This window comes from Mesorhizobium sp. M1B.F.Ca.ET.045.04.1.1, assembly GCF_003952465.1.
In the GTDB taxonomy this organism is placed as follows: Bacteria; Pseudomonadota; Alphaproteobacteria; order Rhizobiales; family Rhizobiaceae; genus Mesorhizobium; species Mesorhizobium shonense.
Genome location: NZ_CP034448.1, coordinates 4,179,548 through 4,203,977 on the forward strand (window position 1 = coordinate 4,179,548; position 24,430 = coordinate 4,203,977).

The 24,430-nt window shown below is 65.9% G+C and carries 22 protein-coding genes, 1 tRNA gene, 1 pseudogene and 1 riboswitch; of the genes and pseudogenes, 5 read left to right on the forward strand and 19 right to left on the reverse strand.

Annotated elements, in window-relative coordinates; genetic code table 11:
* Positions 1–137 precede the first annotated feature (137 nt).
* Entirely contained in the window at positions 138–614 is a 477-nt protein-coding gene (locus tag EJ071_RS20575; RefSeq protein ID WP_126099519.1) for an Lrp/AsnC ligand binding domain-containing protein, read from the forward strand.
* A 41-nt stretch (positions 615–655) separates the two neighbouring features.
* Here the strand turns inward: EJ071_RS20575 and EJ071_RS20580 are convergent, their stop codons facing one another.
* Genes EJ071_RS20580 through EJ071_RS20590 form a run of 3 tightly spaced genes read right to left on the reverse strand, consistent with a single transcriptional unit; the run spans position 656 to position 3,865 of the window.
* Positions 656–1,873, reverse strand: a complete 1,218-nt coding sequence (locus EJ071_RS20580; protein WP_126099520.1) for an ABC transporter permease — start codon at positions 1,871–1,873, stop codon at positions 656–658.
* Positions 1,870–2,574 carry an ABC transporter ATP-binding protein gene (locus EJ071_RS20585; RefSeq protein WP_126099521.1) on the reverse strand — a complete coding sequence of 235 codons (705 nt, stop codon included), beginning with the start codon at positions 2,572–2,574 and terminating at the stop codon, positions 1,870–1,872. Before EJ071_RS20585 ends, EJ071_RS20580 begins: the two co-directional genes overlap by 4 nt.
* A 4-nt stretch (positions 2,575–2,578) precedes the next feature.
* A complete protein-coding gene (locus EJ071_RS20590) occupies positions 2,579–3,865 on the reverse strand; it encodes an efflux RND transporter periplasmic adaptor subunit (protein WP_126099522.1) in 1,287 nt (428 codons plus the stop codon).
* A gap of 134 nt (positions 3,866–3,999) precedes the next feature.
* On the opposite strand from EJ071_RS20590, the gene EJ071_RS20595 reads away from it, so the two are divergent.
* From EJ071_RS20595 to EJ071_RS20605, 3 genes are all read left to right on the forward strand, one after another.
* Positions 4,000–4,902 (forward strand): PhzF family phenazine biosynthesis protein, encoded by a 903-nt coding sequence (locus tag EJ071_RS20595; protein ID WP_126099523.1) that lies wholly within the window; start codon positions 4,000–4,002, stop codon positions 4,900–4,902.
* 104 nt (positions 4,903–5,006) lie between these two features.
* Positions 5,007–5,082, forward strand: a tRNA-Lys gene (locus EJ071_RS20600).
* Between the two features lie 441 nt (positions 5,083–5,523).
* Entirely contained in the window at positions 5,524–6,267 is a 744-nt protein-coding gene (locus EJ071_RS20605; protein ID WP_126099524.1) for a glycosyltransferase family 25 protein, read from the forward strand.
* 165 nt (positions 6,268–6,432) lie between these two features.
* Here the strand turns inward: EJ071_RS20605 and EJ071_RS20610 are convergent, their stop codons facing one another.
* The 8 genes from EJ071_RS20610 to cbiE all read right to left on the reverse strand — a co-directional run bounded on the left by EJ071_RS20610 (position 6,433) and on the right by cbiE (position 13,216).
* On the reverse strand, positions 6,433–6,693 hold the full coding sequence (locus EJ071_RS20610) for a hypothetical protein (RefSeq protein ID WP_126099525.1): 261 nt from the start codon (positions 6,691–6,693) through the stop codon (positions 6,433–6,435).
* Positions 6,694–6,915: 222 nt separating this feature from the next.
* On the reverse strand, positions 6,916–7,926 hold the full coding sequence (cobT, locus tag EJ071_RS20615) for a nicotinate-nucleotide--dimethylbenzimidazole phosphoribosyltransferase (RefSeq protein WP_126099526.1): 1,011 nt from the start codon (positions 7,924–7,926) through the stop codon (positions 6,916–6,918).
* 24 nt (positions 7,927–7,950) lie between these two features.
* Positions 7,951–8,721, reverse strand: coding sequence for an adenosylcobinamide-GDP ribazoletransferase (locus EJ071_RS20620; RefSeq protein ID WP_126099527.1), 771 nt, complete (start codon positions 8,719–8,721; stop codon positions 7,951–7,953).
* Positions 8,718–10,034 carry a cobyrinate a,c-diamide synthase gene (locus EJ071_RS20625; protein WP_126099528.1) on the reverse strand — a complete coding sequence of 439 codons (1,317 nt, stop codon included), beginning with the start codon at positions 10,032–10,034 and terminating at the stop codon, positions 8,718–8,720. The genes EJ071_RS20620 and EJ071_RS20625 overlap by 4 nt, the downstream gene beginning before the upstream one ends.
* Positions 10,031–10,846 (reverse strand): uroporphyrinogen-III C-methyltransferase, encoded by an 816-nt coding sequence (cobA, locus tag EJ071_RS20630; protein WP_189521143.1) that lies wholly within the window; start codon positions 10,844–10,846, stop codon positions 10,031–10,033. Before cobA ends, EJ071_RS20625 begins: the two co-directional genes overlap by 4 nt.
* Positions 10,843–11,607, reverse strand: a complete 765-nt coding sequence (gene cobM, locus EJ071_RS20635) for a precorrin-4 C(11)-methyltransferase (protein ID WP_126099529.1) — start codon at positions 11,605–11,607, stop codon at positions 10,843–10,845. The genes cobA and cobM overlap by 4 nt, the downstream gene beginning before the upstream one ends.
* On the reverse strand, positions 11,604–11,990 hold the full coding sequence (locus EJ071_RS20640; RefSeq protein WP_126099530.1) for a cobalamin biosynthesis protein: 387 nt from the start codon (positions 11,988–11,990) through the stop codon (positions 11,604–11,606). The genes cobM and EJ071_RS20640 overlap by 4 nt, the downstream gene beginning before the upstream one ends.
* On the reverse strand, positions 11,987–13,216 hold the full coding sequence (cbiE, locus tag EJ071_RS20645) for a precorrin-6y C5,15-methyltransferase (decarboxylating) subunit CbiE (protein ID WP_126099531.1): 1,230 nt from the start codon (positions 13,214–13,216) through the stop codon (positions 11,987–11,989). Before cbiE ends, EJ071_RS20640 begins: the two co-directional genes overlap by 4 nt.
* 154 nt (positions 13,217–13,370) lie before the next feature.
* Between cbiE and EJ071_RS20650 the strand changes: the two genes are divergently transcribed.
* Positions 13,371–14,135 carry a cobalt-precorrin-6A reductase gene (locus tag EJ071_RS20650; RefSeq protein WP_126099532.1) on the forward strand — a complete coding sequence of 255 codons (765 nt, stop codon included), beginning with the start codon at positions 13,371–13,373 and terminating at the stop codon, positions 14,133–14,135.
* On the opposite strand, the gene EJ071_RS20655 is transcribed toward EJ071_RS20650, so the two are convergent.
* The 8 genes and pseudogenes from EJ071_RS20655 to EJ071_RS20690 all read right to left on the reverse strand — a co-directional run bounded on the left by EJ071_RS20655 (position 14,099) and on the right by EJ071_RS20690 (position 24,428).
* A complete protein-coding gene (locus EJ071_RS20655; RefSeq protein ID WP_126099533.1) occupies positions 14,099–14,863 on the reverse strand; it encodes a precorrin-3B C(17)-methyltransferase in 765 nt (254 codons plus the stop codon). The two genes, EJ071_RS20650 and EJ071_RS20655, sit on opposite strands and share 37 nt — an antisense overlap.
* Complete coding sequence (locus EJ071_RS20660) at positions 14,860–15,618, reverse strand: precorrin-2 C(20)-methyltransferase (protein WP_126099534.1); 759 nt, start codon at positions 15,616–15,618, stop codon at positions 14,860–14,862. The genes EJ071_RS20655 and EJ071_RS20660 overlap by 4 nt, the downstream gene beginning before the upstream one ends.
* Positions 15,615–16,247 (reverse strand): precorrin-8X methylmutase, encoded by a 633-nt coding sequence (locus EJ071_RS20665; RefSeq protein ID WP_126099535.1) that lies wholly within the window; start codon positions 16,245–16,247, stop codon positions 15,615–15,617. Before EJ071_RS20665 ends, EJ071_RS20660 begins: the two co-directional genes overlap by 4 nt.
* A gap of 3 nt (positions 16,248–16,250) precedes the next feature.
* Positions 16,251–17,722 (reverse strand): annotated as a pseudogene (cobG, locus tag EJ071_RS20670) (precorrin-3B synthase).
* A complete protein-coding gene (locus EJ071_RS20675; protein ID WP_126099536.1) occupies positions 17,719–21,459 on the reverse strand; it encodes a cobaltochelatase subunit CobN in 3,741 nt (1,246 codons plus the stop codon). The pseudogene cobG and the gene EJ071_RS20675 overlap by 4 nt, the downstream one beginning before the upstream one ends.
* A 31-nt stretch (positions 21,460–21,490) precedes the next feature.
* Positions 21,491–22,528: a cobalamin biosynthesis protein CobW gene (gene cobW, locus EJ071_RS20680; RefSeq protein WP_126099537.1), complete on the reverse strand. Its 1,038-nt coding sequence runs from the start codon at positions 22,526–22,528 to the stop codon at positions 21,491–21,493.
* Positions 22,525–22,956, reverse strand: a complete 432-nt coding sequence (locus EJ071_RS20685; protein WP_126099538.1) for a DUF1636 family protein — start codon at positions 22,954–22,956, stop codon at positions 22,525–22,527. Before EJ071_RS20685 ends, cobW begins: the two co-directional genes overlap by 4 nt.
* 39 nt (positions 22,957–22,995) lie before the next feature.
* Positions 22,996–23,200, reverse strand: a riboswitch (cobalamin riboswitch).
* 7 nt (positions 23,201–23,207) lie between these two features.
* The gene (locus EJ071_RS20690) at positions 23,208–24,428 is read right to left on the reverse strand and encodes a winged helix-turn-helix domain-containing protein (protein WP_126099539.1); all 1,221 of its coding nucleotides are present in this window, start codon (positions 24,426–24,428) and stop codon (positions 23,208–23,210) included.
* Positions 24,429–24,430 lie beyond the last annotated feature (2 nt).

The window sequence follows — 24,430 nt, forward strand, 5'->3', positions numbered from 1 at the left end:
CCGCCGTGGTCGTTTTCGATAGACAGATGATAGACGAATAAGGGCGAAAGGTGCTCTCGAAGGTTCTCCAGGATTTTTCCACTCTCATAAGAAAATGCGCTAAGGTTGGCTCCAATCATCCATTTGGAACCGTAAAAATGGAAGAATCTTCCGAACCAGCCTTCGATCGCATTGACATCAAGATCCTGCGGGCCCTTCAGTCCGAGGGACGGCTGACCAATGCGGAACTGGCGGCGCGCGTGAATGTCAGCGCCGCCACATGCCATAGGCGCACGCAACGCCTGTTTGAAGAGGGCCACATCACCGGGGTCAGGGCGGAGATCGCGCCCGCCGCCGTAGCGCTTGGCGCGCTGGTGATGGTCGGCGTCGTGCTCGACCGTTCGACACCGGAAAGCTTCGCCGCTTTCGAGGAGGCCGTGCTCAAACTCAAGGAGGTGCTTGATTGCAACCTCGTGGCCGGCGACTTCGACTATCTCTTGAAGATAAGGGTGCGGGACATGGCGGATTTCAACAAGCTGCATGGGCAGAAGCTGATCGCGCTGCCGGGCGTCCGGCAAACCCGGACCTTCTTCGTCATGAAGGAGGTCAAGGAGAATGCGCGGCTTCCGTTTTAACAGCTCCTGCAGGCCAGAGGCGCGGCAAAAGCCGCGTGGGCCTACTCGTGCCTCAGCGCGTCGATCGGATCGAGCCTTGCGCCGCGCAGCGCGGGGAAGAAGCCGAATACCATGCCGATCAGCGCCGAGAAGCCGACCGCGAGCAGGATGACCGCCGGGCTCGGCGCAAAAGGTATCGTCAGCGTCGCCGAAGCGAGACCGGCGAGCGCCAGGCCGATCAGGATGCCGATGATGCCGCCGAGCAGCGACAGCACCGTCGCCTCGACCAGGAACTGGATGAGGATGTGCTTCTCATGCGCGCCGATCGCCAGCCTGATGCCGATCTCGCGCGTGCGTTCGGTGACCGACACCAGCATGATGTTCATGATGCCGATGCCGCCGACCAGAAGGCTGACGCCGGCGACGGCGCCGAGCATTCCGGTCATGGTCGTGGTCGCGCTGGCCATGGCGTCGGCGATCTGGGTCATGTCGCGGATCGAAAAATCGGGATCGCGGTCCGGCGTGATGCGGCGCGTGTCGCGCAAGATGTCTTCGACACGCGGCTGCAGTTCGGTGGTGGGCGTTCTGTCGTCGGCGGCAATGTAGATATTGTCGATGTCGCGATTGCCGGCGATTCGCCGCTGGTAGGCGGCTAAAGGCATCAGCACGACATTGTCCTGGTCCTGGCCGAAGCCGGTGTAGCCCTTCGGCTCCAGCAGGCCGATGATCCTGCAGGACGTGCGGTTGACGCGGATGGTCTCGCCCTCCGGATCGCCGGCGTCGAAGAATTGCTGGCGCACCGTCTCGCCGATCAGGCACACGCCGGCGCCGGCGCGCGTCTCGGAATCGCTGAAGGGGCGGCCGGAGACCAGCTTCCAGTCACGCGCGTCGAGATAGGCGCTGTCGGTGCCGGTGACGCCCGACGTCAGGCTCTCCGTGCCGAAGATGACGCGCACCTGCTTCTGCGAAGCCGGCGCGATGGCGCGGGCGCCGCTGAGGTGGGCGACCAGCGCTTCGACATCCTTGGCGGCCAGCGGTCGGGTGACCTGGTCGAGCCCGCCCGGTCCGCCGGGCCCGGCGGGACGGCCGGCGCGGACGACGAGAAGATTGCTGCCGAGCTTCGAGATATCGGCCTTGACCTTCTCGGTGGTGCCCGAACCGATGGTCAGCATTGCGATGACGGCGGCAACGCCGATGACGATGCCGAGCAGCGTCAGGAACGAGCGCAGCACGTTCCTGCGGATGGAAATCAGCGAAAGGCGGACGGTCTCCCAGATCATGCGGCCTCGGCTTTCGCTGTGTCAGAGGCAACATGGCCGTCGAGGAAGCGCACGGTGCGCTCGGCATAGTCCGCGACATCGGCTTCGTGCGTGACCATGACGATGGTGAGTCCGAGCTCGGCGTTCAGTCTGGTCAGCAATTCCATGATCTCGTGCGTGCGCGCGGTGTCCAGATTGCCGGTCGGCTCGTCGGCGACGAGCAGCGTCGGCTTGGTGACGATGGCGCGCGCGATCGCCACGCGCTGCTGCTGACCGCCCGAGAGCTCGGCAGGCGTATGGTGCTCCCGTCCGACAAGCCCGACCTCAGCCAGCGCCTGCATGGCGAGTTCGCGGCGTTCGCGGGCGGAGACGCCGCGATAGATGAGAGGCAGCTCGACATTTTCCGCCGCCGTGGTGCGGGGCAGGAGATTGTAGCCCTGGAAGACGAAGCCGACATAGAGGTTGCGCAGCAGGGCGCGGCGGTTGCGATCGAGCCGGCCGGCGTCGATGCCCTCGAATCTGTAGGTCCCAGCGGTCGGCGTGTCGAGGCAGCCGATGATGTTCATGGCGGTGGACTTGCCCGAGCCGGAGGGGCCCATTATGGCGACAAACTCGCCGCGGCGGATGGCAAGATCGACGCCGGCAAGCGCATGCACGCGCGCCTCGCCCTCGCCATAGCTCTTCCAGACCTGGTCGAAAGTAATGAGCAGGGGAGCCGACATGGCGTCAACTCCGCTGCTGCGAGCCGGTGACGACCTCGGCGCCTTGCTCGAGGCCGGACGTGATCTCGGTCAACTCGCCGTCGGTCGAGCCGATCTTGACGTTGACGGGATGCGGCCGGCCATTCTCCAGGACATAGAGCGTGCGCGAGCCGTCGGTCGGCGCCTTCGTCGCCTCACGCTGCCGGTTGGGACGGCCCATGCGGCCAGTGAACAGGTCGCGCAGACTCCAGCCGCGGGCCGTCTGTTGGACCGGGCGGTAGCGGAAGGCAGTGGCCGGCACGGTGAGCACGTCCCTGGCCTGCCTGGTCACCACCGCGACCGTGGCGGTCATGCCGGGCCTGAGCAGAAGCTCGCTGTTGTCCACTTCGAGCCGGGCATTGTAGGTGACGACGCCATCGGTGGTGACCGAGGCGTAGGAGATGTCGCGGATCTCAGCGTCGAACGGACGGTCCGGGAATGCATCGACGGTGAAGCGGGCATGCTGGCCGGGTTTGACCTGGCCGATATCGGCCTCGTCGACCGCCGCCTGCAGTTCCATGTTCCGCAAGTCGGCAGCGATGACGAATAGCACCGGCGCCTGCAGCGAAGAGGCGACCGTCTGGCCGGGATCGACCGAGCGCGTGAGCACGATGCCGTCGATCGGCGCGTAGATCGTGCTCTTGGCAAGATCGGTCTGCTGCGCCTTGAGATCGGCCTGAGCGATGGCGAGATTGGCCTCGGCGCTGTCGAGTGAAGCCTTGGAGCGGTCGCGCGTCGCGGTCGCCGCCTCCAGCGACTGGTCCGTCGCCATGCCGCGCTTGGTGAGCGCGCTCGCGCGGGCCACCGCGTTCTCGTTTTCCTGCAAGGTGACCTTGGCGTCCTCGACGCTAGCTGCGGCCGCCTTGGCCGAGGCGGTGGCGCGCTCGATCTGGACCTCGAGCTTGGCGGTGTCGAGCGTCGCCAGCACGTCGCCCTTCTTCACCTGCTGGTTCTCGTTGACCGCGACGGAGCGGACGATGCCGGAAAGCTCGCTGGAGATGTCGACCTGGGTCAACGGCTGCAACGTGCCGGTTGCCGAGACCTGGACGGTCAGGTCGGCGACCGTCGCCGGAGCAGTCGTGTATTCGATTCGGGGCGGCGCGGCGGCGTTCCACCGGTAGGCGCCAATCGCGGCCGCCACTACCGCCAGCGCCAGCAGCGCATAGAGCCAGCCGCGCCGGCGCTTGCGGCTCACGCCTTTGCGGTCGAGCCCGAGGGCGGCTTCGATGGAAGTGTCGGATTCTGCGTTTGGCGGATTGACAACCTGGTCCACCCCAGACCCCTATAGCGAAAATTTGCTGTCCCTATTGGTGCACAAATCATGCCTTAAGGTTCGAATTTCAAATTAAATTTTCCTCATGTTGGGATTGAGGCGGAAAATTCGGGATGAGGCGGAAGGTTTTCTCGATGGCACGCAGCTACTTGCTTTACGATGTATTCACGACCGAGCGGCTGGCCGGGAATCCGGTCGCCGTCGTGCTCGACAGCCAAGGGCTGGAGACGGCCGCCATGCAGGCGATCGCGCGTGAATTCAACCTGTCGGAAACGGTTTTCGTGCTGCCGCCCGACAATCCCAAGCACCGCAATCGGATTCGCATCTTCACGCCCGACTATGAGATGCCGTTCGCCGGACATCCGACGGTCGGCTCGGCGATCGCGCTGGCGGAACTGGCAGGCGAGGCGGCGGGGGTCTTCGTGCTGGAGGAGAATATCGGCCCAGTGCGCTGCGCGGTCAGCAAGCATGACGGCGCCATCTATGCCGAATTCGATCTGGCGAAACTGCCGGATCGCCTGGAACTCGCCGCCGACCCGGAAATGATCGGCGCAGCGCTCGGCCTTGCGCCGCACGAGATCGGCTTCGAGAATCACCGCGTCTCCTTCTGGTCGGCCGGCGTGCCCTATGTCGCCATTCCGGTCTCTGGCCTCGATGCGGCGGCAAAAGTCAGGCTGGACAACCAGGCCTGGTCGGAGCTGGCGCCTCGCAAGAGCGACTGGGCTTTCGCCAGCCCCTATGTCTATTGCCGCGAGACGGTGCACCATGACAGCGCCTTCCATGTCCGCATGATCGTGCCCGGTACCCCGTCCTACGAAGACCCGGCGACCGGCTCGGCCGCGGCTGCCTTTGCCGGCGCGATCATGCATTTCGACGCCCCGACCGACGGAATCACGCAGCTCTGGATCGAGCAGGGGCTGGAGATGGGCAGGCCGTCGCGCATCCGGCTAGAGCTCAATGTCGACGGCGGAAAATTGGCCTCCGCGCGCATCGGCGGCCATGCCATCAAGGTGGCGGAAGGCAGCCTCTTTGTTTGACCGGTGCGGCAATTCGGCGATTTGTCGGGAAATGATCCGGCAGGGCTAGACATCACCGAATCCGGCGGCTATATGCCCGCCGACGCTGGGTTTCCCGGCGGTGTGGGTGTGTAGCTCAGTTGGTAGAGCAGCTGACTCTTAATCAGCGGGTCCACAGTTCGATCCTGTGCACACCCACCAATCAACTCTCCGATATGCCGAGATTAGACGCTGCGTCCGCGTCGAAAAACACGGTTCAGGAACTTGCCGAATCGAAAGGCCAGGCTGTTGTCAACGCCATCTTTGGCGTCGGTCAGAACAGGTTCCTTGCCCCCGGAAAAATCGCTGATAAGCCATCAGACAAAAATCAAGAAAAGAATAAGAACCGCAGTGTCGATCAGGCCGTAGCTAAGATATCCGCTGCGGCGAAGCACTCCGGCGACAGGGCAATGGCGAAGGCAGCGGCAAACGGACGAAGCTTCAGCATCGGCCAATTCTATTCGAGGCTCAGTGCCTACGGAAGTCCTCTATCTGAGTAACTCTGTGCAAAAGCGCATCCGCGACCGCTAATCCTGATCAGGGATGTATTGAGCTGTTGCCTTTCCTTAGCTAGAACGGTTTCGGGCTTCGGGGGTATTCAAAATGCGGTCGTTCTACATCAACTTGGCGGTCTCCGTTGACCGTCGGAAATGGTTTGACGCTCAAGCAAGCCGGCTAGGCTTGGATATCGAACGATTTGACGCGGTGAGCAATGCTTCGATCGCGGACAGTGTCGCCACTCAGTTCAATGTCTCGAAGGAAGCGGTCGCCTGCTTCTTCAGCCATCGCGCGATTTGGAAGGAAATCGCCAGTGGGCCTGACAGGTTCGCCGCGATTTTCGAGGACGATGCGCATCTTGGCGCGGATCTGCCCGCATTCTTGAATGATGTGTCGTGGATACCGGTCGATGCCGACATCGTTCATCTCGAAAAGCTCGGAAAACGGTTTGTCGGCGTCGAAACCGGACAGAGAGCATTGGGGAGAAAGCTGTATCAGGCGCTCTCAGGCTTCGCCGGAACGGCGGCCTATATCATTTCGCGTGAATGCGCCGCGAAGCTGCACGCCACTTTCACGGAAATCAATCAAGAGTTCGATCAACACCTCTTCAACGAGGGGCTGCCCGGCTTGAAGGTCTACAAAATCGGTCCGGCGCTCTGCATACAGGACCGATTCACCGCCGCCCCGCGTTTTCCATCCGTGATCGTGCGCCATGAGAGGCCAAAACGTCTCCGCGCTCCTGGCGCGGCATTGCGCGAGGCAGCAAGGATTTACAAAAGGCTGGCTTCCATCGCCGTCCGCTCTTTGGGACTGCGCCGCCCCAGGCTCATCGCCATCAAGATCAAATGATGCGGCCGTCGCCGGCAGGCTTTCGACACCAGTGGCCTTCTCCCGGAGGCCAAGTCCCGCATGACGGCGCCCACGCCAGGTGATCCCGTTAGAGCGGTTCACCGTTTCAGGGGAAACGCCGCCGGAACCAGGGCGGCCCGGATCTGGTCCGGTGACTTGATTGGGCTACAACGCCGTCTTGCCGAGATTGGCCTTGAACTTGACCTTCATCGTGATCTGCCCGGTCACCGTGATCTGCGATCCGCCATAGCCGCCGACGTTGCGGTCCCGGGCGTTGACGTTGGTCGTCATGCCGGTGATCTCGCATGTGTCGGCCACGGTCTCTACCACGATGGCGCAACTGCCCGCCGCGACCTTGTAGAAGGAGCGAAGCGCTACCTGCTGCTGAGCGCCGGCGTCTTCGTCATCCTTGACCGGTAGGGTCATCGAGAAGGAAGACTGGATCCTGGCCGACCCATCGTCGCCCGGGCGAAGCGGGCGAACATATTGCTCTTGAGACGAGGCTGGCGAAGCCGCTGCAACAAGAATTGCAGCGGATATTAGGTACCTCAAATACATCGATCGATCTCCCGTGAGACATCTCTGTCCCATGAAATAATCAAGATGGCGTTATTTCGATGTTTCAACAGCGTTGAAATTTCGATCGATTTATTTTTCTGAAACACCGGCCTCTGCAAAGCTCGCCATCTTCGCATGGCACTCCAGCGCCGAACGCACGATGTTGACGGCAAGGCAGGCGCCGGAGCCCTCGCCGAGCCGCATGCCGAGATCGAGCAGTGGCGGCAGGCCGAGCGCTTCGAGCAGGCGGCGGTGGCCGGCCTCGGCCGAGACATGGGCGGCGATTGTGTGCGCAAGCCCCGTCGGGTGCAGCCTTGCCAGCGGTGCGACGGCTGCGGTGCAGACGAAGCCGTCGAGCAGCACCGGGATATTGTTGCGGCGCGCGGCGAGCGTGGCGCCGAGGATGGCGGCGAGCTCGCGCCCGCCGAGCGCTGCGGCGATCTTAATCGGGTCAGATAGCGAATCGGTGTGGCGCTTGAGGCCCGCCTCGATCGCCGTGATCTTGCGGATCATTCCAGCGTCATCGACGCCGGTGCCGCGGCCGGTCCATTTCTCGGCGCCGCCGCCGAACAGCGCGGTCGAGATCGCCGCCGCCGGCGTGGTGTTGCCGATGCCCATCTCGCCGAAGCAGACGAGGTCGAGATCCTTGGACACGGCGTCGTAGCCGGCCGAGACGGCGGCGAGAAAAGTCTTCTCGTCCATCGCCGGCACTTGCGTGAAATCGCCGGTCGGATGGTCGAGATCGAGCGGGATGACGTCGAGCCTGGCGCCGGCGACGCGGGCAAGCTGGTTGATGGCCGCGCCGCCGCCGGAGAAGTTGGCCACCATCTGGACGGTGACTTCCGACGGGTAGGCCGACACGCCCTGCGCGGTGACGCCGTGATTGCCGGCGAACACGAAGACCTTTACCGCGTCGAGCTTCGGCATCTCTCGGCCCTGCCAGCGGGCCAGCCAGGCGGCGATCGTTTCAAGCCTGCCGAGGCTGCCCTGCGGCTTGGTCAGCGTGTCCTGGCGGCGGGCGACGGCGTTGGCAGCGGCGTCGCTGCCAGCGGGAAGGTCTAGGCAGGCGGCTCGGAGGTCTTCGAACGATTTGAACGACATGGGGGCAATGTCTCCAATTGAGAGTCAGGGGGATAGGGAAACTGAGGCCACGAGGAGGACCGCGATCTCGGCGAGCTGTTGCAGGGCACCGATCGTGTCGCCGGTCTGGCCGCCGATCTGGCTGAGGCAAAGCGCGCGGAACGCGGCAAACAACAGGCCGAGCAGGATGAGCGCGGCGATCGCGCCGCCAAGGCCAAGCGCCAGCAGCGCCACGGCCCCGAGAGCCGCGCCGATAATAGCGGTCTCGGCACTCACAGAGCCGGCATTTGCGGACAGGCCGTTGGCGCGAGCCGCCGGCAGAAGACGCATGAAGGCGCCGAAAAGCCCACGCGAAGAAGCATGCGCCGCCAAAAGAGCCAGGAAGACGTGGCCGGGACCGGCCAGTTCCGAAAGCGCGCTCCAGCGGATGAGCAGGGAGATGCCGAGCGCCGCGGCGCCATAGGCGCCGATGCGGCTGTCGCGCATGATTTCCAGTTTCCTTTCGCGCGTCCCGCCACCACCGAAGCCGTCGGCAATGTCGGAGAAGCCGTCCTCGTGTAGGCAGCCGGTGGCGAGCATCGTCGCGGCAAGCGCGAGCGCCGCGGCCGGGCCGCCGGCAAGACCCAGGGCGACTGCAATGGCGTAGGCGAGCGCGCCGATGATCGCCACGGCGAGGCCGGCAAAGGGTGCCGCCCAGATCGCGTCGGCAAGATTGCGGCCGCCGAAATCGCCCGAAGGCAGCCTCAGCCGCGTGAAGAAGACAAGGTTGAGGCCGATATCGTCCAGCAACTGCCTGGGTTCGGAGAGGCCGCTCATGCGCCCCTCGCAATCGCGTGAAAGAAAGTGCCGCTGACATGGCTGCGCCGGTACCCTGACGCCCCAAGCGGGTTACCTTGGCCGTCGGCGAGGTCGGCCAGCGGCTCGTCATTGCCGGTCGCAATCATCTGCGCGTAGTGGAACTCATGACCCCGGATCAGCGTGCCTTCGCTTCCCAGCGGGCATCCGGCACGCAGCCGGGCCTCGCGATAGCCGAGGTTCATCTTGCGTTTGGCGAAGCTGGTCGAATGGCCGAGCAGACCGAGCATTTTGTGGCTTTGGCCGCCGGCGTCCTCCAGCACCTCACCCAGCACCATGAAGCCGCCGCACTCGCCATGCACGGGCTTGGTCGTGGCGAAACGCGCCATTCCCGCCCGGAAGTTGGCGGCGGCCGCAAGCCTGCCGGCATGCAGCTCAGGATAGCCGCCTGGAAGCCAGCAGACATCGCAGTCTTCGGCTGGCGCCTCATCGGCAAGCGGCGAAAAAGGGACGATCTCGGCGCCGGCTTTGCGCCAGTGCGTGGCGACATGCGGGTAGAGGAAGGTGAAGGCAGCGTCCCCGGCCAGCGCGATACGCTGTCCAGGCGGCGACAAGGCATCGCCGAAGTCGCCAGCCGCAGGTTCCAGCGGGGTTGCCAGCGCCAGGATGGCGTCGATGTCGAGCGATTTTTCCACCATGTCGGCCAGCCGGTCGAGATGCGCCATCAGGTTCTCGTATTCGCCGGCTTGCACAAGGCCGAGATGGCGCTCGGGCAGGTTGAGTGTGGGATCGCGCATGATGGCGCCGACCACCGGCAGGCCGATCGCCTCGATCGCATCGCCCGATAACCGCCGATGACGTTCGCTGCCCAGACGGTTGAGCACGACGCCAGTCATGCGCACGCCCGGATCGTATGTGGCGAAACCCTTGGCGACGGCGGCTGCCGTGGTCGATTGTCCGGAAACGTCAAGCACCAGAAGCACCGGAAGGCCGTAGAGCCGGGCGAGGTCGGCGGCCGAGCCCGATCGACCCTCGGGCGCGGGAATGCCGTCGAACAGGCCCATCGCGCTTTCGAGGATGACGTACTCCGCATCGTCCGCGGCCTGGCTTGCCAGCGCATTCAGCAGGGAGGGCGACATCGCCCAACTGTCCAGATTGACACCGGAAAGCCCGGTGGCTGCGGCGTGGAAGCCGGGGTCGATGTAGTCCGGCCCGGACTTCGCGCCGCGGACCTTCAGGCCGCGCCGGGCCAGCGCGCGCAGGAGGCCGATGGTGACACTGGTCTTGCCCGAGCCTGAGCGCGGCGCGCCGATGATGATCGCCCGCGCCGTCATGTCCCGCCCGCCAATGCCGCGCGCATGGCAACGATGCCGCCGACGACGATCAAAGCCGGCGAGGCGAGCCCGGCGGCGGCGGCCTCTTCAGCAATCGTGGCGAGTGTGGCGACGACGGTGCGCTCCTGCGGCGTGGTCGCCGCGACGATCACCGCAGCCGGCGTCGATGGCGCGAGGCCCCCTTTGAGCAGGGCTGCGGCGATCAGCGGCAGATTGGCCATGCCCATATAGACGACGATAGGCTGGCCGGTGCGCGCGATCGCGGCCCAGTCGATGTCGTCATCGGTGCCGGCGGCGTGGCCGGTGGCGAGGATGACGGCCTTGTTGATGCCGCGCATGGTGGCGGGGATGCCGGTAGCGGCCAAGGCGCTCAGACCGGAAGTGAGGCCGGACAGCACCCGGAACTGGATCCCTTCGCGGGCGAGTGCCAGCGCCTCTTCGCCGCCGCGGCCGAAAATATAGGGGTCGCCGCCCTTGAGGCGCACGACACGGCGCCCCTCGCGCGCCAGCCGCACGAGCAGGGTGTTGATGTCGTCCTGCTTCATCGAAGGCTGGCCGCCGCGTTTGCCTGCGTAGAAAAGCTCGGCGCCCTCGGCGACCGCGACGACATCGGGCGAGACCAGCGCGTCATAGACCAGCGCGTCGCATTGGCCGAGCGCCGCCAGCACCTCCAGCGTCAGGCAGCCGGGATCGCCGGGGCCGGCGCCGGCCAGCCAGACCTGGCCGGGCTCCAGCGCGCGCGGCCTGAAGTTCAGCCGCGCCAGCGCCTGCTCCACCGTTGCCCGTCCGTTTCTGTTGGCGCTGCCGTTCACAATCCGTCCCGTCCGCGAAAACGCCGCTGGTAGTGGGCGTCGTAAAGTGAGCTTTCGCCGAAATCCTGCGCGGCCAAGGCACTGCCGACGAAGATGATCGCTGTGCGCTCCATCGGGTTTTGCGCCAGCAGCGCTTCGATCGTGCCGAGCGTACCGGTGAGAATCCGTTCGTCCGGCCAGGAGGCGCGGAAGACGACCGCAACCGGGCATTCGGCACCATAGAGCGGCGTGAGGTCGGCAACGATGCGGTCGATGGCGTGGATGGCGAGATGAATGGCAAGCGTGGCGCCGGTGCGGCCGAAGCCGGCGAGCGTCTCACCGGGCGGCATCTTCGAGGCGCGGCCGGAGATGCGGGTCAGCACCAGGCTTTGCGCAAGCTCGGGGATGGTGAGCTCGCGGCGCAGCGCTGCAGCTGCGGCTGCGAAGGAGGGGACGCCGGGGGTCAGCGTGTAGGGGATGTCGTGCTTTTCCAGCCGCCTGATCTGCTCGGCCACCGCGCTCCAGACCGAGAGATCGCCGGAATGCAGGCGCGCGACATCCTGGCCGGCCTTGTGGGCGGCGACATATTCGGCCTCGATCTCGTCGAGCGACATCGGCGCGGTGTCGATCAGTTTCGTTCCCGGCGCGCAATGCTCGAGCAACTCCGGCGCCACGATCGAGCCGGCATAGAGGCAGACCGGACAGGACGCCAGCAGCCTGCTGCCGCGCAAGGTGATGAGGTCGGCCGCGCCCGGCCCGGCGCCGATGAAATGGACGGTCATTCAGTACCTCCGCCAAGAGCGATGGCGCAGGTCACCGCGCCAAGTACCGTGCGCGGCCCGAGCAGTTTTGCACCTTTCCCAGCCGCGGCAAGCGCCGAGGCTTCCGAAACCGACGGCGTTCCGGCATGCGCTTGCGATACTTCGGATCGGCTGATTATGTCCGCGGACACCACATGCAACGCTTCGTCGGCGACGACGATCACCGGAAGGGCGAGGTCGCGACCGGCGAGGAAGATCGCTTCCTCGTCGCGTTTGATTTCGCTTGTGGCAAGTGCCGAAAGTGCGGTCATCGCCAACCCGTGCGCTTCGAGCGCGGTCTCGATAGCGGCGCGCACATCGCTTGCCGTCACGCCCTTCCGGCTGCCGATGCCCGCGACCATCATGGTTTCACCCAGCTCCACTGCATGACCGGCATTGCCGGACGCCAGGCCTGCATAGACCCGACCGGTGCCGCACGCGAGAGCGCTATGCGGGTAAGGTCGCCGCCGCGCCTGGTGTGCTGGTCGAGAAGCAGCGCTTCCATTTCCAGCGTCACCGCATTGGCAACGAGCCGGCCGCCGGCACGCAGCGCCTTGATCGCTTTCTCCAGCACGCCGGCATCGCTGCCGCCGCCCCCGATGAAGATGGCGTCGGGCGTCTCCAGCTTTGCCAGCACCTTCGGCGCCGAGCCTTCGATCACGGCGAGGCCGGGTACGCCGCAATGCGAGGCGTTGCGGCGGATGCGGGCGGCGCGCTCGTTGTCGGCCTCGATGGCGATGGCGCGCATCGAAGGGTGCGCGAGCATCCATTCGATGCCGATCGAGCCGGAACCGGCGCCGATATCCCACAGCAGCTCGCCGCGCCGGGGCGCCAGCGCCGACAGCGTGATGGCGCGGATCTCGCGCTTGGTGATCTGGCCGTCATGCTCGAACAGATGGTCGGCAAGGCCCACGGTCAAAGGCAAGATGCGCGCATCCGGCGTCGATTCAATTTCGAGCGCCAGCACGTTGAGCGGATTGATCTTTTTGAGATCGGAAGCATCGGCACGCACCGTGCGACGCGTCTCATCCGGACCGCCGAGCGCTTCGAGGATCGTCAGTCGGGACGGGCCGAAGCCGAGTTCATCGAGCAATGCGGCGATTGCAGCTGGGGCGTCGCCGTCGGACGTCAGCGCGAGGATACGCGCGCCAGGGTGGAGCAAAGGCCTGATGAGGTCGATTGAGTGGCCGTGCAGGGAGATGGTTTCGACATCCTGCAGCGCCCAACCCAGGCGGGAGGCCGCCAGCGAAAGCGACGAGGGCGCCGGCAGCACGAGCATCTCATCCGGCTTGACCTTGCGCGCCAGAGTGACGCCGACGCCGTGGAAGAACGGGTCGCCGGAGGCGAGCACGCAGACGTTTTTGCCCTTGAGCGCCAGCACATCGCGCATTTCGGCGTCGAAAGGCGTCGGCCAGGAGCGGGCATCGCCCTTGATCAAGGATGCGACAAGGGCGAGGTGCCGCTTGCCGCCGAAGACGACTTCGGCCTCGGCAATCTGCCGCTTGGCCTCGTCGCCGAGACCCGTTACACCGTCCTCGCCGATGCCGACGATGGTGAGCCATTTCCGCGTTGGCTGCTTGTTTTTTGACATGCCGCGCCGCCCCTCATCCACCTGCGGGCACCTTCTCCCCGTATAGTGACGGGGAGAAGGAGGCTGGTTGCAACGTCGGCGATCCCCTCTCCCCGTTCTTACGGGGAGAGGGTAAGGGTGAGGGACAGCGCAAGCGCTGAGCATCATGGTGCCCATGAAGAACATTCTGATCCTCGGCGGAACGACGGAAGCCCGGCAACTGGCGGGAAAGCTGGCGCGTCGCGAGGATTTTTCCGTAACGCTGTCGCTGGCCGGCCGAACGGAGAACCCGATCGCGCAAGGCGTCCCGGTGCGCGCCGGAGGTTTTGGCGGTGCCGACGGGCTGGCGGCCTATCTCGGCCAGGAACACATCCACCTGCTGATCGACGCCACGCACCCTTACGCGGCGCGTATATCGGTCAATGCCGCCGAAGCAGCCAGGCAGGCCGGCGTGCCGATCATCGCGCTGCGCCGTCCGGGCTGGGAGCCTGTGGCTGGTGATCGCTGGACGCTGGTCGACAGTGTTGTTGAAGCGGCGCAAGCGCTTGGCACGGCGCCGCGGCGTGTCTTCCTTGCGATCGGCCGGCAGGAGGCGGGCGTCTTCGAAGCCGCGCCGCAGCATCGCTATCTCATCCGCAGCGTGGATCCGGTCGAGCCGGAGCTGGCAGTTCCGGACGCGGCCTATCTGCTTGCGCGTGGGCCGTTCCCGGAAGCGGACGAACGGGCTCTGCTCGAAAAATACGGCATCGATGCCGTCGTTTCGAAGAACAGCGGCGGCGACGCGACCTATGGCAAGATCGCTGCGGCTCGGGCGCTCGGCATCGAGATGATCATTGTGCGCCGGCCGCCCTTGCCGGACATTCGCTCGGCTGAAACCGTCGATCAGCTGGCGGCAATCGTCGATCATTTTTTCGAACCGGTTGCCGAACGCGGCGTGTAGACCAGTGCCGGCTGTTCGCCCCGCTTGATGATCCGGGTTTCGGGCGAGCCGATAATGATGCAGGTCGCCATATCGGCTTTTTCTGCGTCGGCATCTGCCAAAAGAGACACCTCGATGCGCTCGTCGGGCCGGCCGGCGGCGCGGCCGAAAATGACGGGCGTCGTGCCCGGCAGGATCGCCCTAAGGCATTCGAAAGCGCGGCCGAGCTGCCAGGGGCGCGCCTTGCTGATCGGATTGTAGAGCGCAATCACGAAGCCGGCGCCGGCGGCCGCCAAGAGACGCAGTTCGATCAGGTCCCATGGCTTCAGATTGTCGGACAGCGAAATGGCGCAGAAGTCGTGACCGAGCGGCGCGCCGATGCGGGCGGCGACCGCAAGCATGGCGGTGACGCCAGGGACTACTGAGAGATCGATAGCGCGCCATTCGGCAGGCCCGGCTTCGATCGCCTCGCAGACGGCTGCCGCCATGGCAAAGACGCCGGGATCGCCGCCGGAAACGACGGCGACGTTGTAGCCTTCGGCCGCCTTGGCGAGTGCCTCGTTGGAACGGGCGAGCTCCTCGCGGTTGTCGGAGGCGACGCGGGTCTGGTCCTCCCGCAGCTCGAGGCGGTCGAGATAGGGCTTGTAGCCGTAGAAGAAGGAAGCTTCGGCCACGGCGCGGCTTGCCTGCGGCGTGACCTGGTCGGCATTGCCGGGACCGAGGCCGATGACGGTGAGGCGGCCGCTCATGGCTTTGCTCCGGGGGCTCCGGGGCGGGCCGACCAGCCGGCAACCAGCACGATGGCGAAATAGGGCGCGTTGTCGTCCGGCTTTTCGGCGAGACGCATCGAGACGCTGCCCGGCATGGTGCCGCGCTCGACATAGATGGCCTTCGCCAGCTTGCCGGTCGCCTCGAGCGCTCGCCGGATTTTCGGCAGGTTGCGGCCGACCTTCATGATGACGGCGGCATCGGTGTCGGCGAGGCGCCGGGTCAGCTCGAACTCGCTCATGGTGCCCGGCAGCACGGTCAGCACGTCGTCGCCCTGGACGATCGGCAGGCCGGTCGCCGACCAGCAACCGGACATGGCGGTGATGCCGGGAATGACCTCGGTCGGGAAGCGATGCGCCAGCCGGACGTGCAGGTGCATGTAGGAGCCATAGAAGAGCGGATCGCCCTCCGACAGCACCGCAACCATCCTACCGGCACCGAGATGCTCGGCGACCCGCTCGGCCGACTGCTCATAGAATTCGGTGATCTGCGAACGGTAGTCGTCGTGATCCTTGTCGATCTCCGTCGTCACGGGATAGAGCAGCGGCAGCTCGATCATGTCCGGCCGGAAACGCGCCTCGACGATGGTGCGCGCATTGCTGTTGTTGCCGCGCTTGGCGAAATAGGCGACGACGTCGGCCTCGGCCAGCGCGCGCGCGGCCTTGAGCGTCAACAAATCCGGATCGCCGGGACCGGTGCCGACGCCGACAAGACGGCCTTTTGCAATCACGTTCACAGACCCGGCCTCGCCAATGCGTTGAGCGCGGCCGCTGTCATGGCGCTGCCGCCCAGCCTGCCGCGAACGATGGCGTGAGGCACGCCGTAAGAATTCTTGGCCAGCGCATCCTTGGATTCGGCGGCACCGACGAAGCCGACCGGCATGCCGATGATCGCCGCCGGCTTCGGCGCGCCGTCGCGCAGCTTTTCGAGCAGATAGAAAAGCGCGGTCGGCGCATTGCCGATCGCAACAACGGAGCCTGCCATGCGCTCGCCCCAGAGATCGATCGCCGCGGCCGAGCGCGTGTTGCCGATCGCCTTGGCGATCTCGGCGGTGCGCGGGTCGCGCAACGTGCAGATCACCTCGTTGCCGGCAGGCAGTCGGGCGCGGGTGACGCCATGCGCGACCATCTCCGCGTCGCAGAAGATCGGCGCGCCGGCGGCAAGCGCGGCGCGGGCCGCGGCAACGAAATCGCTGGAGAAGACGAAATGGCCGGCGGCTTCGACCTGGCCGCAGGCGTGGATCATGCGGATCGCGACGTCGGCTTCCGCCTCGGAGAAGCGCGACAGGTCCGCCTCAGCGCGGATGATGGCGAAAGAGCGCTCGTAGATCGCCATCCCGTCATGGATATAGTCGTAGGCGGCCATTCTTTAGTTCCGTCGATAGAGTTCGGCGATGCCGGCCGTGCCAAGCCTTGTGAGGCAGGCAGCGGCGGTCTCGCCGGGATGTCTTTGCGCGCGCATCGCGGCAAGGACGCCGCCGACGCCGCGCGCGGCGTCATAGCCCGGCCTGTATCCGGCAGGAAGGGCCTTTACCGTCCCGTCCACGACAAGTCCGGCTCCGTTTTCGTCGCCGACCAAAGTGAGCGCCGCCGGACCGGGATGGGCGCAGCCCTTGGCGCAGCCGGAAATATGGAGCGTGAGCGAGGGGTCGAGGAGGTCGGGGCATTCAGCGGCGACCGTCTCGGCGATGGCGCGGGTGGCGATGCGGCCGGAAGCGCAGGCGGGCGTGCCGGGGCAGGCAGCGATGCGGGTGCGGGGGTCGGAGGCGGCCGTGACGAAGCCGAGGGTGGTGGCGGACGCTTGCAGGGCAGGGCAGGAGGTTGCGGAGAGGCCGAGGAACAGCAGGGCTCGGCCGGGCGCAAGGCGGATTTCGGTGGTGCCGAGGTCGAAGGCTTGGCTGGCGAGGTCGATGAGGGGATGCGCCGGCATGCTGCCGAAAGGCAGGGCGATGCCGAGGGCGTGGCCGTTGTTAAGGTTGAAAAGGCCAAGCGGCGAACGATGGCGCTCTACGGCGCCCCCCTCTGTCCTGCCGGACATCTCCCCCTCTAGGGGGGAGATTGGCAGTTCGCGCGCCGGCTCTTCGCTTTCGGCGTTGGAAATTGGCGAAACCGATGGCGACAGCTCAATCTCCCCCTAGAGGGGGAGATGTCCGGCAGGACAGAGGGGGGTGTGACGGAGTGCCAGCTTGCGAGAGATTTGAGCTGCCGCTCCGACAAATCCCGCGTGTGTGCCTCGCGGCCTTTCTCTGCGACCATCCTGAGCGCTGCCACGGTAATGTCGCGTGCGGAATCTTCATCGACCGTTGCTAGCGGCTTTGCACCCCGCGCATCTCCGGCAACCGATACGCTCCACTGGACGCCCGCTGTGGCCCGCACCGCAGCCAGCCTTACGTCAGCCGTCACCGCATCCATCGTCGACTGCCCGCCGCCATCGACAACCACCGACACCTTCGGCCCCAGCCTTGCCGTCAGCCCGCCCTTTTCGATCGCCGCGCTGACCCGCTCGGACAGCGGGCGCGGGTCTGCAATCTCCTGCGGATCGATCCCCGCCAGTGGCCCGGTCTCAACCGGCACTCCGGTGCGCACCGCGATCCCCAGCGCATCCACCTCAGCCGCCAACAGCCGTGCGCTCTCCGCTGTCAGGCCGCGGATCTGCAGGCTGCCGCGCGCGGTCACCTCCATGGTGCCATTGCCGTGGCGGAAGGCGGATTCGCAGAGTCCGATCAGCGACTTGGGAGCAAGTCCTCCAGCGACAGGGTTGAGCCGCACCAGCAGCCCGTCGCCGGTCTGCATCGGCGCGGACAAAGCGGGACAGGCGCCGCGGCGCGAGAAGGCGTTCATGCCGCTACCCTCTGCGCCTCGGCGATCAAAGCCGCGAGATCATCGTCGATGGAGTTGCGAAGCGGATGCCAAAGTCCGCGCCGCCGTGCGGAGAGAAACCGCTCGGCGATAACCTTTGCTGCGGCCGGATTCTCGCGCAGAAGGAAGGCGCGGACGTCCGGATCGCCAACATAGGCATCATGCACGGCCTCGATCAGCGCGCCGGATATGGCATGCGTGGTCTCGGCGAAGCCGACGAGACGGTCGACCGTCTCGGCGAATTCCGAGGCACCGCGTGGGCCGTGACGCATCTGGCCGGCGATGAAGCGCGGGTTGACGGCGCGGGCCCGCACCACGCGGGCGACGGCTTCGCCGACCGAGCGCGGCTTCGGCTTCTTCGGATCGGTCGTGTCGAGCACGATGACATCGGCATTCCGGCCAAGTGCTGCAAGCGCCGCCGAGAACCCGCCGATGAAGGCGACGTCGGCCGAGCCTTCGAGGATGTCGCGGCCCGGATCGTCGCCGGTATGGACGAGAAGATCGGCTTCGGCGATGCGGCCCTCGAAGGCGCCGGGCGCCGAGATCGCTTCTCCTTCTGCGCCGCCATAGGCGTGCGAGGTGGCCTCGAGATAGGCGCGGCCGATCTCCTCGCGTGCGCCCCATTCGCCGCGCGAAAGCAGATCCTCGACGCCAGCGCCATAGGTGCCGGGCGAGGTGCCGAAAATGCGGGGCCCGACCTTGCCAGCGGCGCGAGTCGCGGCTGCGAGGGGATTTTCCGAATCGTCCTCGTCACGGCCGGCGACGGCGCTGGCGGCGGCGTCGATCAACGCGATCTGGGTCGGGAACATGTCGCGGAACAGGCCCGAGATGCGCCAGGTGACGTCGACGCGCGGGCGGCCAAGTGCTGCCGGCGGCAGCACCTCGATGCCGGTGACGCGACCCGTCGCGGCATCCCATTGCGGCCGGCATCCCATCAGCGCCAGGCCTTGGGCGATCTCCTCTCCGCCGGTGCGCAATGAGGCTGAGCCCCAAAGGTCGATGACCAGCGAACGCGGCCAGTCGCCATGGCTTTGCATGTAGCTGCGCACCACTTCCTCCGCCGCCGTCTGGCCGAGGTCGTAAGCGGTCGGGGTCGGCATGGTGCGCGGATCCGAGGTGAAGAGGTTGCGCCCCGTGGGCAGCACGTCGGAGCGGCCGCGCGCCGGTGCGCCGGCCGGCCCGGCTTTGATGTGGCGGCCGTCGAGCGCGGCGAGGAGGGCAGTTTTTTCGGCCTCGGCGCTTTGCCGGCGCAGCGAGTCGGCCTCGTTTTCCGGCGCGCGGCCGTAGACATGCAGACCGTCCTTGACGGCGAAATCCTTGAGATCGCAAAGCCAGGCATCGATGCGGCGCAGCGCCTCGTCCGGCGCATCGGTGCCAGCAAGGCCGGCTTCTGCGGCAAGACCGGTCTTCTGCGCGGTCTCGACGATGAGCCTCGCCAGCCGGTCGCGGCGGCGACGGTCGAGCCCGTCGGCCTGCGCATATTCATCCACCAGCCGCTCGAGCTTCTGCTGTGCCTCGTCCAGGCCGGCACCGGTCAGCGGCGGCGGCAGATGACCGAGTGTCACGGCCGCAATACGGCGCTTGGCCTGCGCCGCCTCGCCGGGATTGGAGACGATGAAGGGATAGACGACCGGCAGCGAGCCGGTGACGATCTCGGGGAAGCAGTTATCCGAGAGGGCGACCGTCTTGCCCGGCAGCCATTCCAGCGTGCCGTGCGCACCGACATGGATAATGGCGTGCACGCCGAGGGATTTCTGCAGCCAGAGGCCGAAGGCGATGAGTTCGTGGCGCGGCGGCAGCGTCGGATCGTGGTAGTCGGCGCGGCGGTCGGCCGAGCGGCCGCGATCGGGGGCCAGCGCCACTGTGATGTTGCCGAAGGTGGCGGCGCGGAAGGGGAAGCTTGGCGAGGCCGGCGCTTGAACACCCCCCTCTGTCCTGCCGGACATCTCCCCCTCTAGGGGGGAGATTGGCAGTTCGGGCGACGGCGCTCCACCTACAACGCTGGCGATTGGCGAAAGCGGTGGTGACGGGGCAATCTCCCCCCTTGAGGGGGAGATGTCCGGCAGGACAGAGGGGGGTGCCTCGCGCAACCCTATCTCGCTCCCGGCCTTACCCCACGCAGCCTCAACCGCATCGCGCGCGCCTTCCGGCAGCTCCATCGACAGGCGCCGATAGTCGTTAAGGCTCAGACCATGCCCACCCATCTCCAGTGCATCCAGCAGCCCCCGTGCCGATTGCGGAATCCTCTCAACCGCATAGCCCTGTTCCTTCAGGTCGTGCAGCATGGCGAGCACGCTCGACGGAACATCAAGCCCGACGGCGTAGCCGGTACGGCCGGGCGCGCTCGGGTAATCCGGGATCAGGATCGCCAGCTTGCGCTTAGCGCGCTCGGTCTGTTGCAGGCGAACGAACGCCGCGATGCGGGCGGCGACCTGCGCGACGCGGTCGGGCTCTGGCCGGTTGGCGAAGGCGCGGAAGGCCAGCGCCGGATCGGTTTCGACCTCGCCCTTGAAGGAAATCGCGCCGGCCAGGATGCGGCCGTCGAGCTCCGGCAGCACGACATGCATGGCGAGATCGGCGGGCGCCAGGCCGCGCTGGTTTTTTTCCCAGACCTCGCGCCGCGTCGTCGCGACGATGACCTGGAAGACGGGTACGCCGGCGCGGTCAAAGAGCGTCTCGGCGCCTGGTTCTGCGCCGGAGGCAAAGGCGGTGGCGGTGGCGATGGCTGATGGGTTCAGAGAAGCAATGGCGTTTTCGACGAACGTCAGAGACGCCGGATCCTTGAGGCTGGAGACGAAGATCGGCACCGGCGTAATGCCTTGCAAGTGCAGCGCCTCGGCCAACGCGTCGATCGGTGCCACGTCGGCTGCCAGCAGCATCGATCGGTAGAAGAGGATAGGGATGACGGGCGCGGCGAAATTGTCGGCGTCGAGTCCCGTCACACCCCCTCTGTCCTGCCGGACATCTCCCCCGCAAGGGGGGAGATTGAGCTGTCGCCGACGATTTCGCCAATCGGAGATGTTGCAGATGGCTCTGCTGCTGACGTGGAAGAATTGGCGCCGGGGTTGGTGATAGCTGATCTCCCCCTTGCGGGGGAGATGTCCGGCAGGACAGAGGGGGTGTGAAGGATCGCCGACCTTTGAAAGTCCAGGCTTCTCTACGACTCCAATTCTAGGTTGATAATAACCCACCTTCGGCACGCCCACAGGCTCAGCAACCGCCGCGTCCGACCCCGCAAGCCTCGCCAACCTTTTCACCAGCGCGCTCATATTGGCCGGGCCGCCCTCGCGGAAATAGCCGAGCAGGGCGTCGAGCTCGGTGCGCGGCAGGGTCGAGCCTTCGATCAGGCGCTGGTCCTCGTCATGGCTTTCGCCCGGCAGCAGCGCCAGCTTGATGCCGCGCTCGCGCGCGACCGCCACGAGCTGGTCGCAGCCATAGCGCCACCAGTCATAGCCGCCGAGGATGCGGACGAGGATTACTTTGGCATGGCGCGCGACGCTATCGACCCAGAGGTCGACCGACATCGGGTGGCGAAGGTCGCGAAGTGCGGCGAGCCGCATCGATGGCAGCCGCTCTGTGTCGGCTTTCCAGGCGGTAGCCAGTCCCGAAAGATCGCTGTCGGTGAAGGACAGGGCCACGACATCCGCAGGCGTCTGCCTGAGGTCGATCGGCTCGGCGAGATCGTCGAGCGAGGCGGATGTCGTGGTGAGGATATGCATTGCTTTTCGTGTTTGGGCTTTTCGTGTTGCCTCAGCCGGCGAGGATACGCTCGATCGCCGGGCGATTCAGCCCTTTGAGGCCGATGACGACCAACCGCGAGCGGCGGTCGTCCTCCGCCGTCCAGGATCGGTCATAATAATGATTGACGCGCGGGCCGACGGCCTGGAGCAAGAGCCGCATCGGCTTGCCGCCGACCTCGACGAAGCCTTTGACGCGCAGCACGTTTTCATGCTCGGCAGCGAGAGCGACGCGCTTGGCCAGCTCATCCGGATTGGCGATCGACGGGATATCGATGACGAAGGAGTCAAAATCGTCGTGCTCATGGTCGAGCTCGTCGTCGTGGTGGGTCTTGCGGTTCTCGATGTCGTCCTCGACGGCGAGGCCGAGGCCGAGCAGCACCGACGCATCGACCTTGCCCTGCGCGGTCGGCACGACTTTCACGGCGCGCGCCACATGCTCGCCGATCACGGCATTGGCGCGGGCCGAGCCGGCCGCATCCATCAGGTCGCTCTTCGACAGGATGATCAGGTCGGCACAGGCGATCTGGTCCTCGAACACCTCCTCGACCGGATCGTCGTGGTCGAGCGAATCGTCCGCGGCGCGCTGCGCCTGCAGCGCATCCATGTCGGAAGCGACGCGGCCATCGGCCAAAGCCGGGCCATCGACCACGGCGATGACGCCGTCGACCGTTACGCGGCTCTTCACCGTCGGCCACTGGAAGGCTTGGACGAGCGGCTTCGGCAAAGCGAGGCCGGAGGTCTCGATCAGGATGTGGTCGACCTTCGGCGTGCGCGACAGGATCTGGTCGAGCGCCGGCACGAAGTCGTCGGCGACGGTGCAGCAGATGCAGCCATTGGCGAGCTCGACGATGTTTTCCTCCGGGCAGGTGTCGATGCCGCAGCCTTTCAGGATCTCGCCGTCGATGCCGACATCGCCGAACTCGTTGACGATGATCGCCAGCCGCTTGCCCTTGGCGTTTTCGAGCAGGTTGCGGATCAGCGTCGTCTTCCCGGCGCCGAGAAAGCCGGTGACGACGGTGCAGGGAACACGAGAAACGGAGGCGTTCATGATCGGTCCTTCAGGAGGTCGAGGGGAGGGATGCGGGCAACCAGGCCGCGCTTGAGGGAATCGGGCCGGCCGCGCCAGGGGATGAGGCCGTCAGTGGAAGTTGCAAAGAGCTTTGCGCCGGCGACGAGGTCGGCGCCGCTGGTCGCATCCAGATCGCCGAAGACGTAGCTCCAGCAGCCGTCGCGCAGAAGCGCCGCGCTCAAGCGGCGCTTGCAATTGCCAAGGCATTCGACGGTACGGATGCGGATGTTTTCGCCCGATGCGGCGCGGCGCGTGTCTTCAGCAAGCAGGGCGCCGGCGCGCGGGTTGGCATCCGAACCGGTTTCGTCGCGGCAGGACGAGCAGACGATGACCGTCACGTCCGCCAACGCGTCGGGCTCGGACGAAATGTCCGCGATGTTTGCCGGGAAACTGCCGTTACGATCCAAAACCAGGCTCCTTGCCCGGAAAACCCGCCAGGCATTCGGATACTTAAAGTCTCAGACGGCAGGTCTCCTGGCTCGCGGGTCATCGCCTTGAATGCCGCCTTCCCGGGAACATCCCAGTGGTTTTCGGCTGAGGCTCGTCGCTTACAGTTGCGGGGACAGCCGCGGATTTGGGAAATTATCCCGCACCGCATTCCCTCTCAGCTCCTCCCTTTGCCGGGAGAAGACCGTCTGGCTCGGATTTAGGCTTACGGCTATGCGCCTGTCAACGCAGGGTGCGACGCCGAGATGTCGGCCAGCGCCGGCCCGAGGTCGCCGGCCGGCGTCACTTCGATAGCCTCCAGTCCGAGCCACGCCTGCATCTGCTTCAATTCCTCGAAGAGCTGCGCGACCGTTTCGGACGGGGCGTCGGCCTCGGCATAGGCTGCGTGGACGCGCAAGATGCTTGCTGGGCGATCGGCCCTCAGGTCGACGCGAGCGACGATCCGGTCGCCGAGCAGGAAGGGCAGCACATAGTAGCCGTATTGGCGCTTTTCGGCCGGCGTGTAGATCTCGATGCGGTAACGGAAGCCGAAGAGCTTTTCGGTGCGAGTGCGCTCGAAGACCACGGGATCGAACGGCGCTAGCAGGGCGCGCGCCTCGATCCGGCGCGGAATGCGGGCGTCCTTGTGCAGATAAGCGGCCTTATCCCAGCTCTCGACCTTAACCGGCAGCAATTCGCCCATTTCAACAAGCTCTTCGATGCGATCCTTCGTGTCGCCCGGCGCCAGGCGAAAATAATCGCGCAGGTCGCCATAAGTGGCGATGCCGTGGGCGCGGGCGGAAATGCGCAGCAATTCGCGATGCGAGTCCTCGACCGAAGGTACAGGCAGGTCCAGGATAGCCTGCGGCAGAACACGCGCCGGCAGGTCGTAGTAGCGTTCGAAGCCGCGCCGGTAGGCGGTGGTGATGCGCCCGGCCCAGAACAGCCATTCGAAGGCGTGCTTGGCCTCGCTCCAGCCCCACCAGCCGCCATTGCCCTTGTGGCCTTCGATGTCGGAAGCGGCGATCGGCCCGCGTTCGGCGACCTGGCCGTATATCTCGTCGATCATCTCCTTGCGTTCACGGCCCCATTTGGCGAGGCCGAGATACATTTCCTCGCCGCGTTCGGCGCGCTGCATGCGCCAGCGCATCAGCGGGTAGGTCTCGACCGGCAAGAAGGACGCCTCGTGCGCCCAATATTCAAAGACGGCGCGTTTGCGGGTGACCGCGGCGTTGTCGAGCAGCGCAAGCGGGTAGGGGCCGAGACGCGAATAAAGCGGCATGTAGTGGGCGCGCACCACCGCGCTGACGGAATCGATCTGCAGCAGCCCGGTTCGGAAGAGCACGCGGGCGAGGTGCCGGCGGTTGGGCTCGCCGCCGGGGCGGGGGTCCGTGAAACCCTGCGCACCGAGCGCGATGCGCCTGGCCATGCGAAGCGAGATTTTTTCCTTCATCA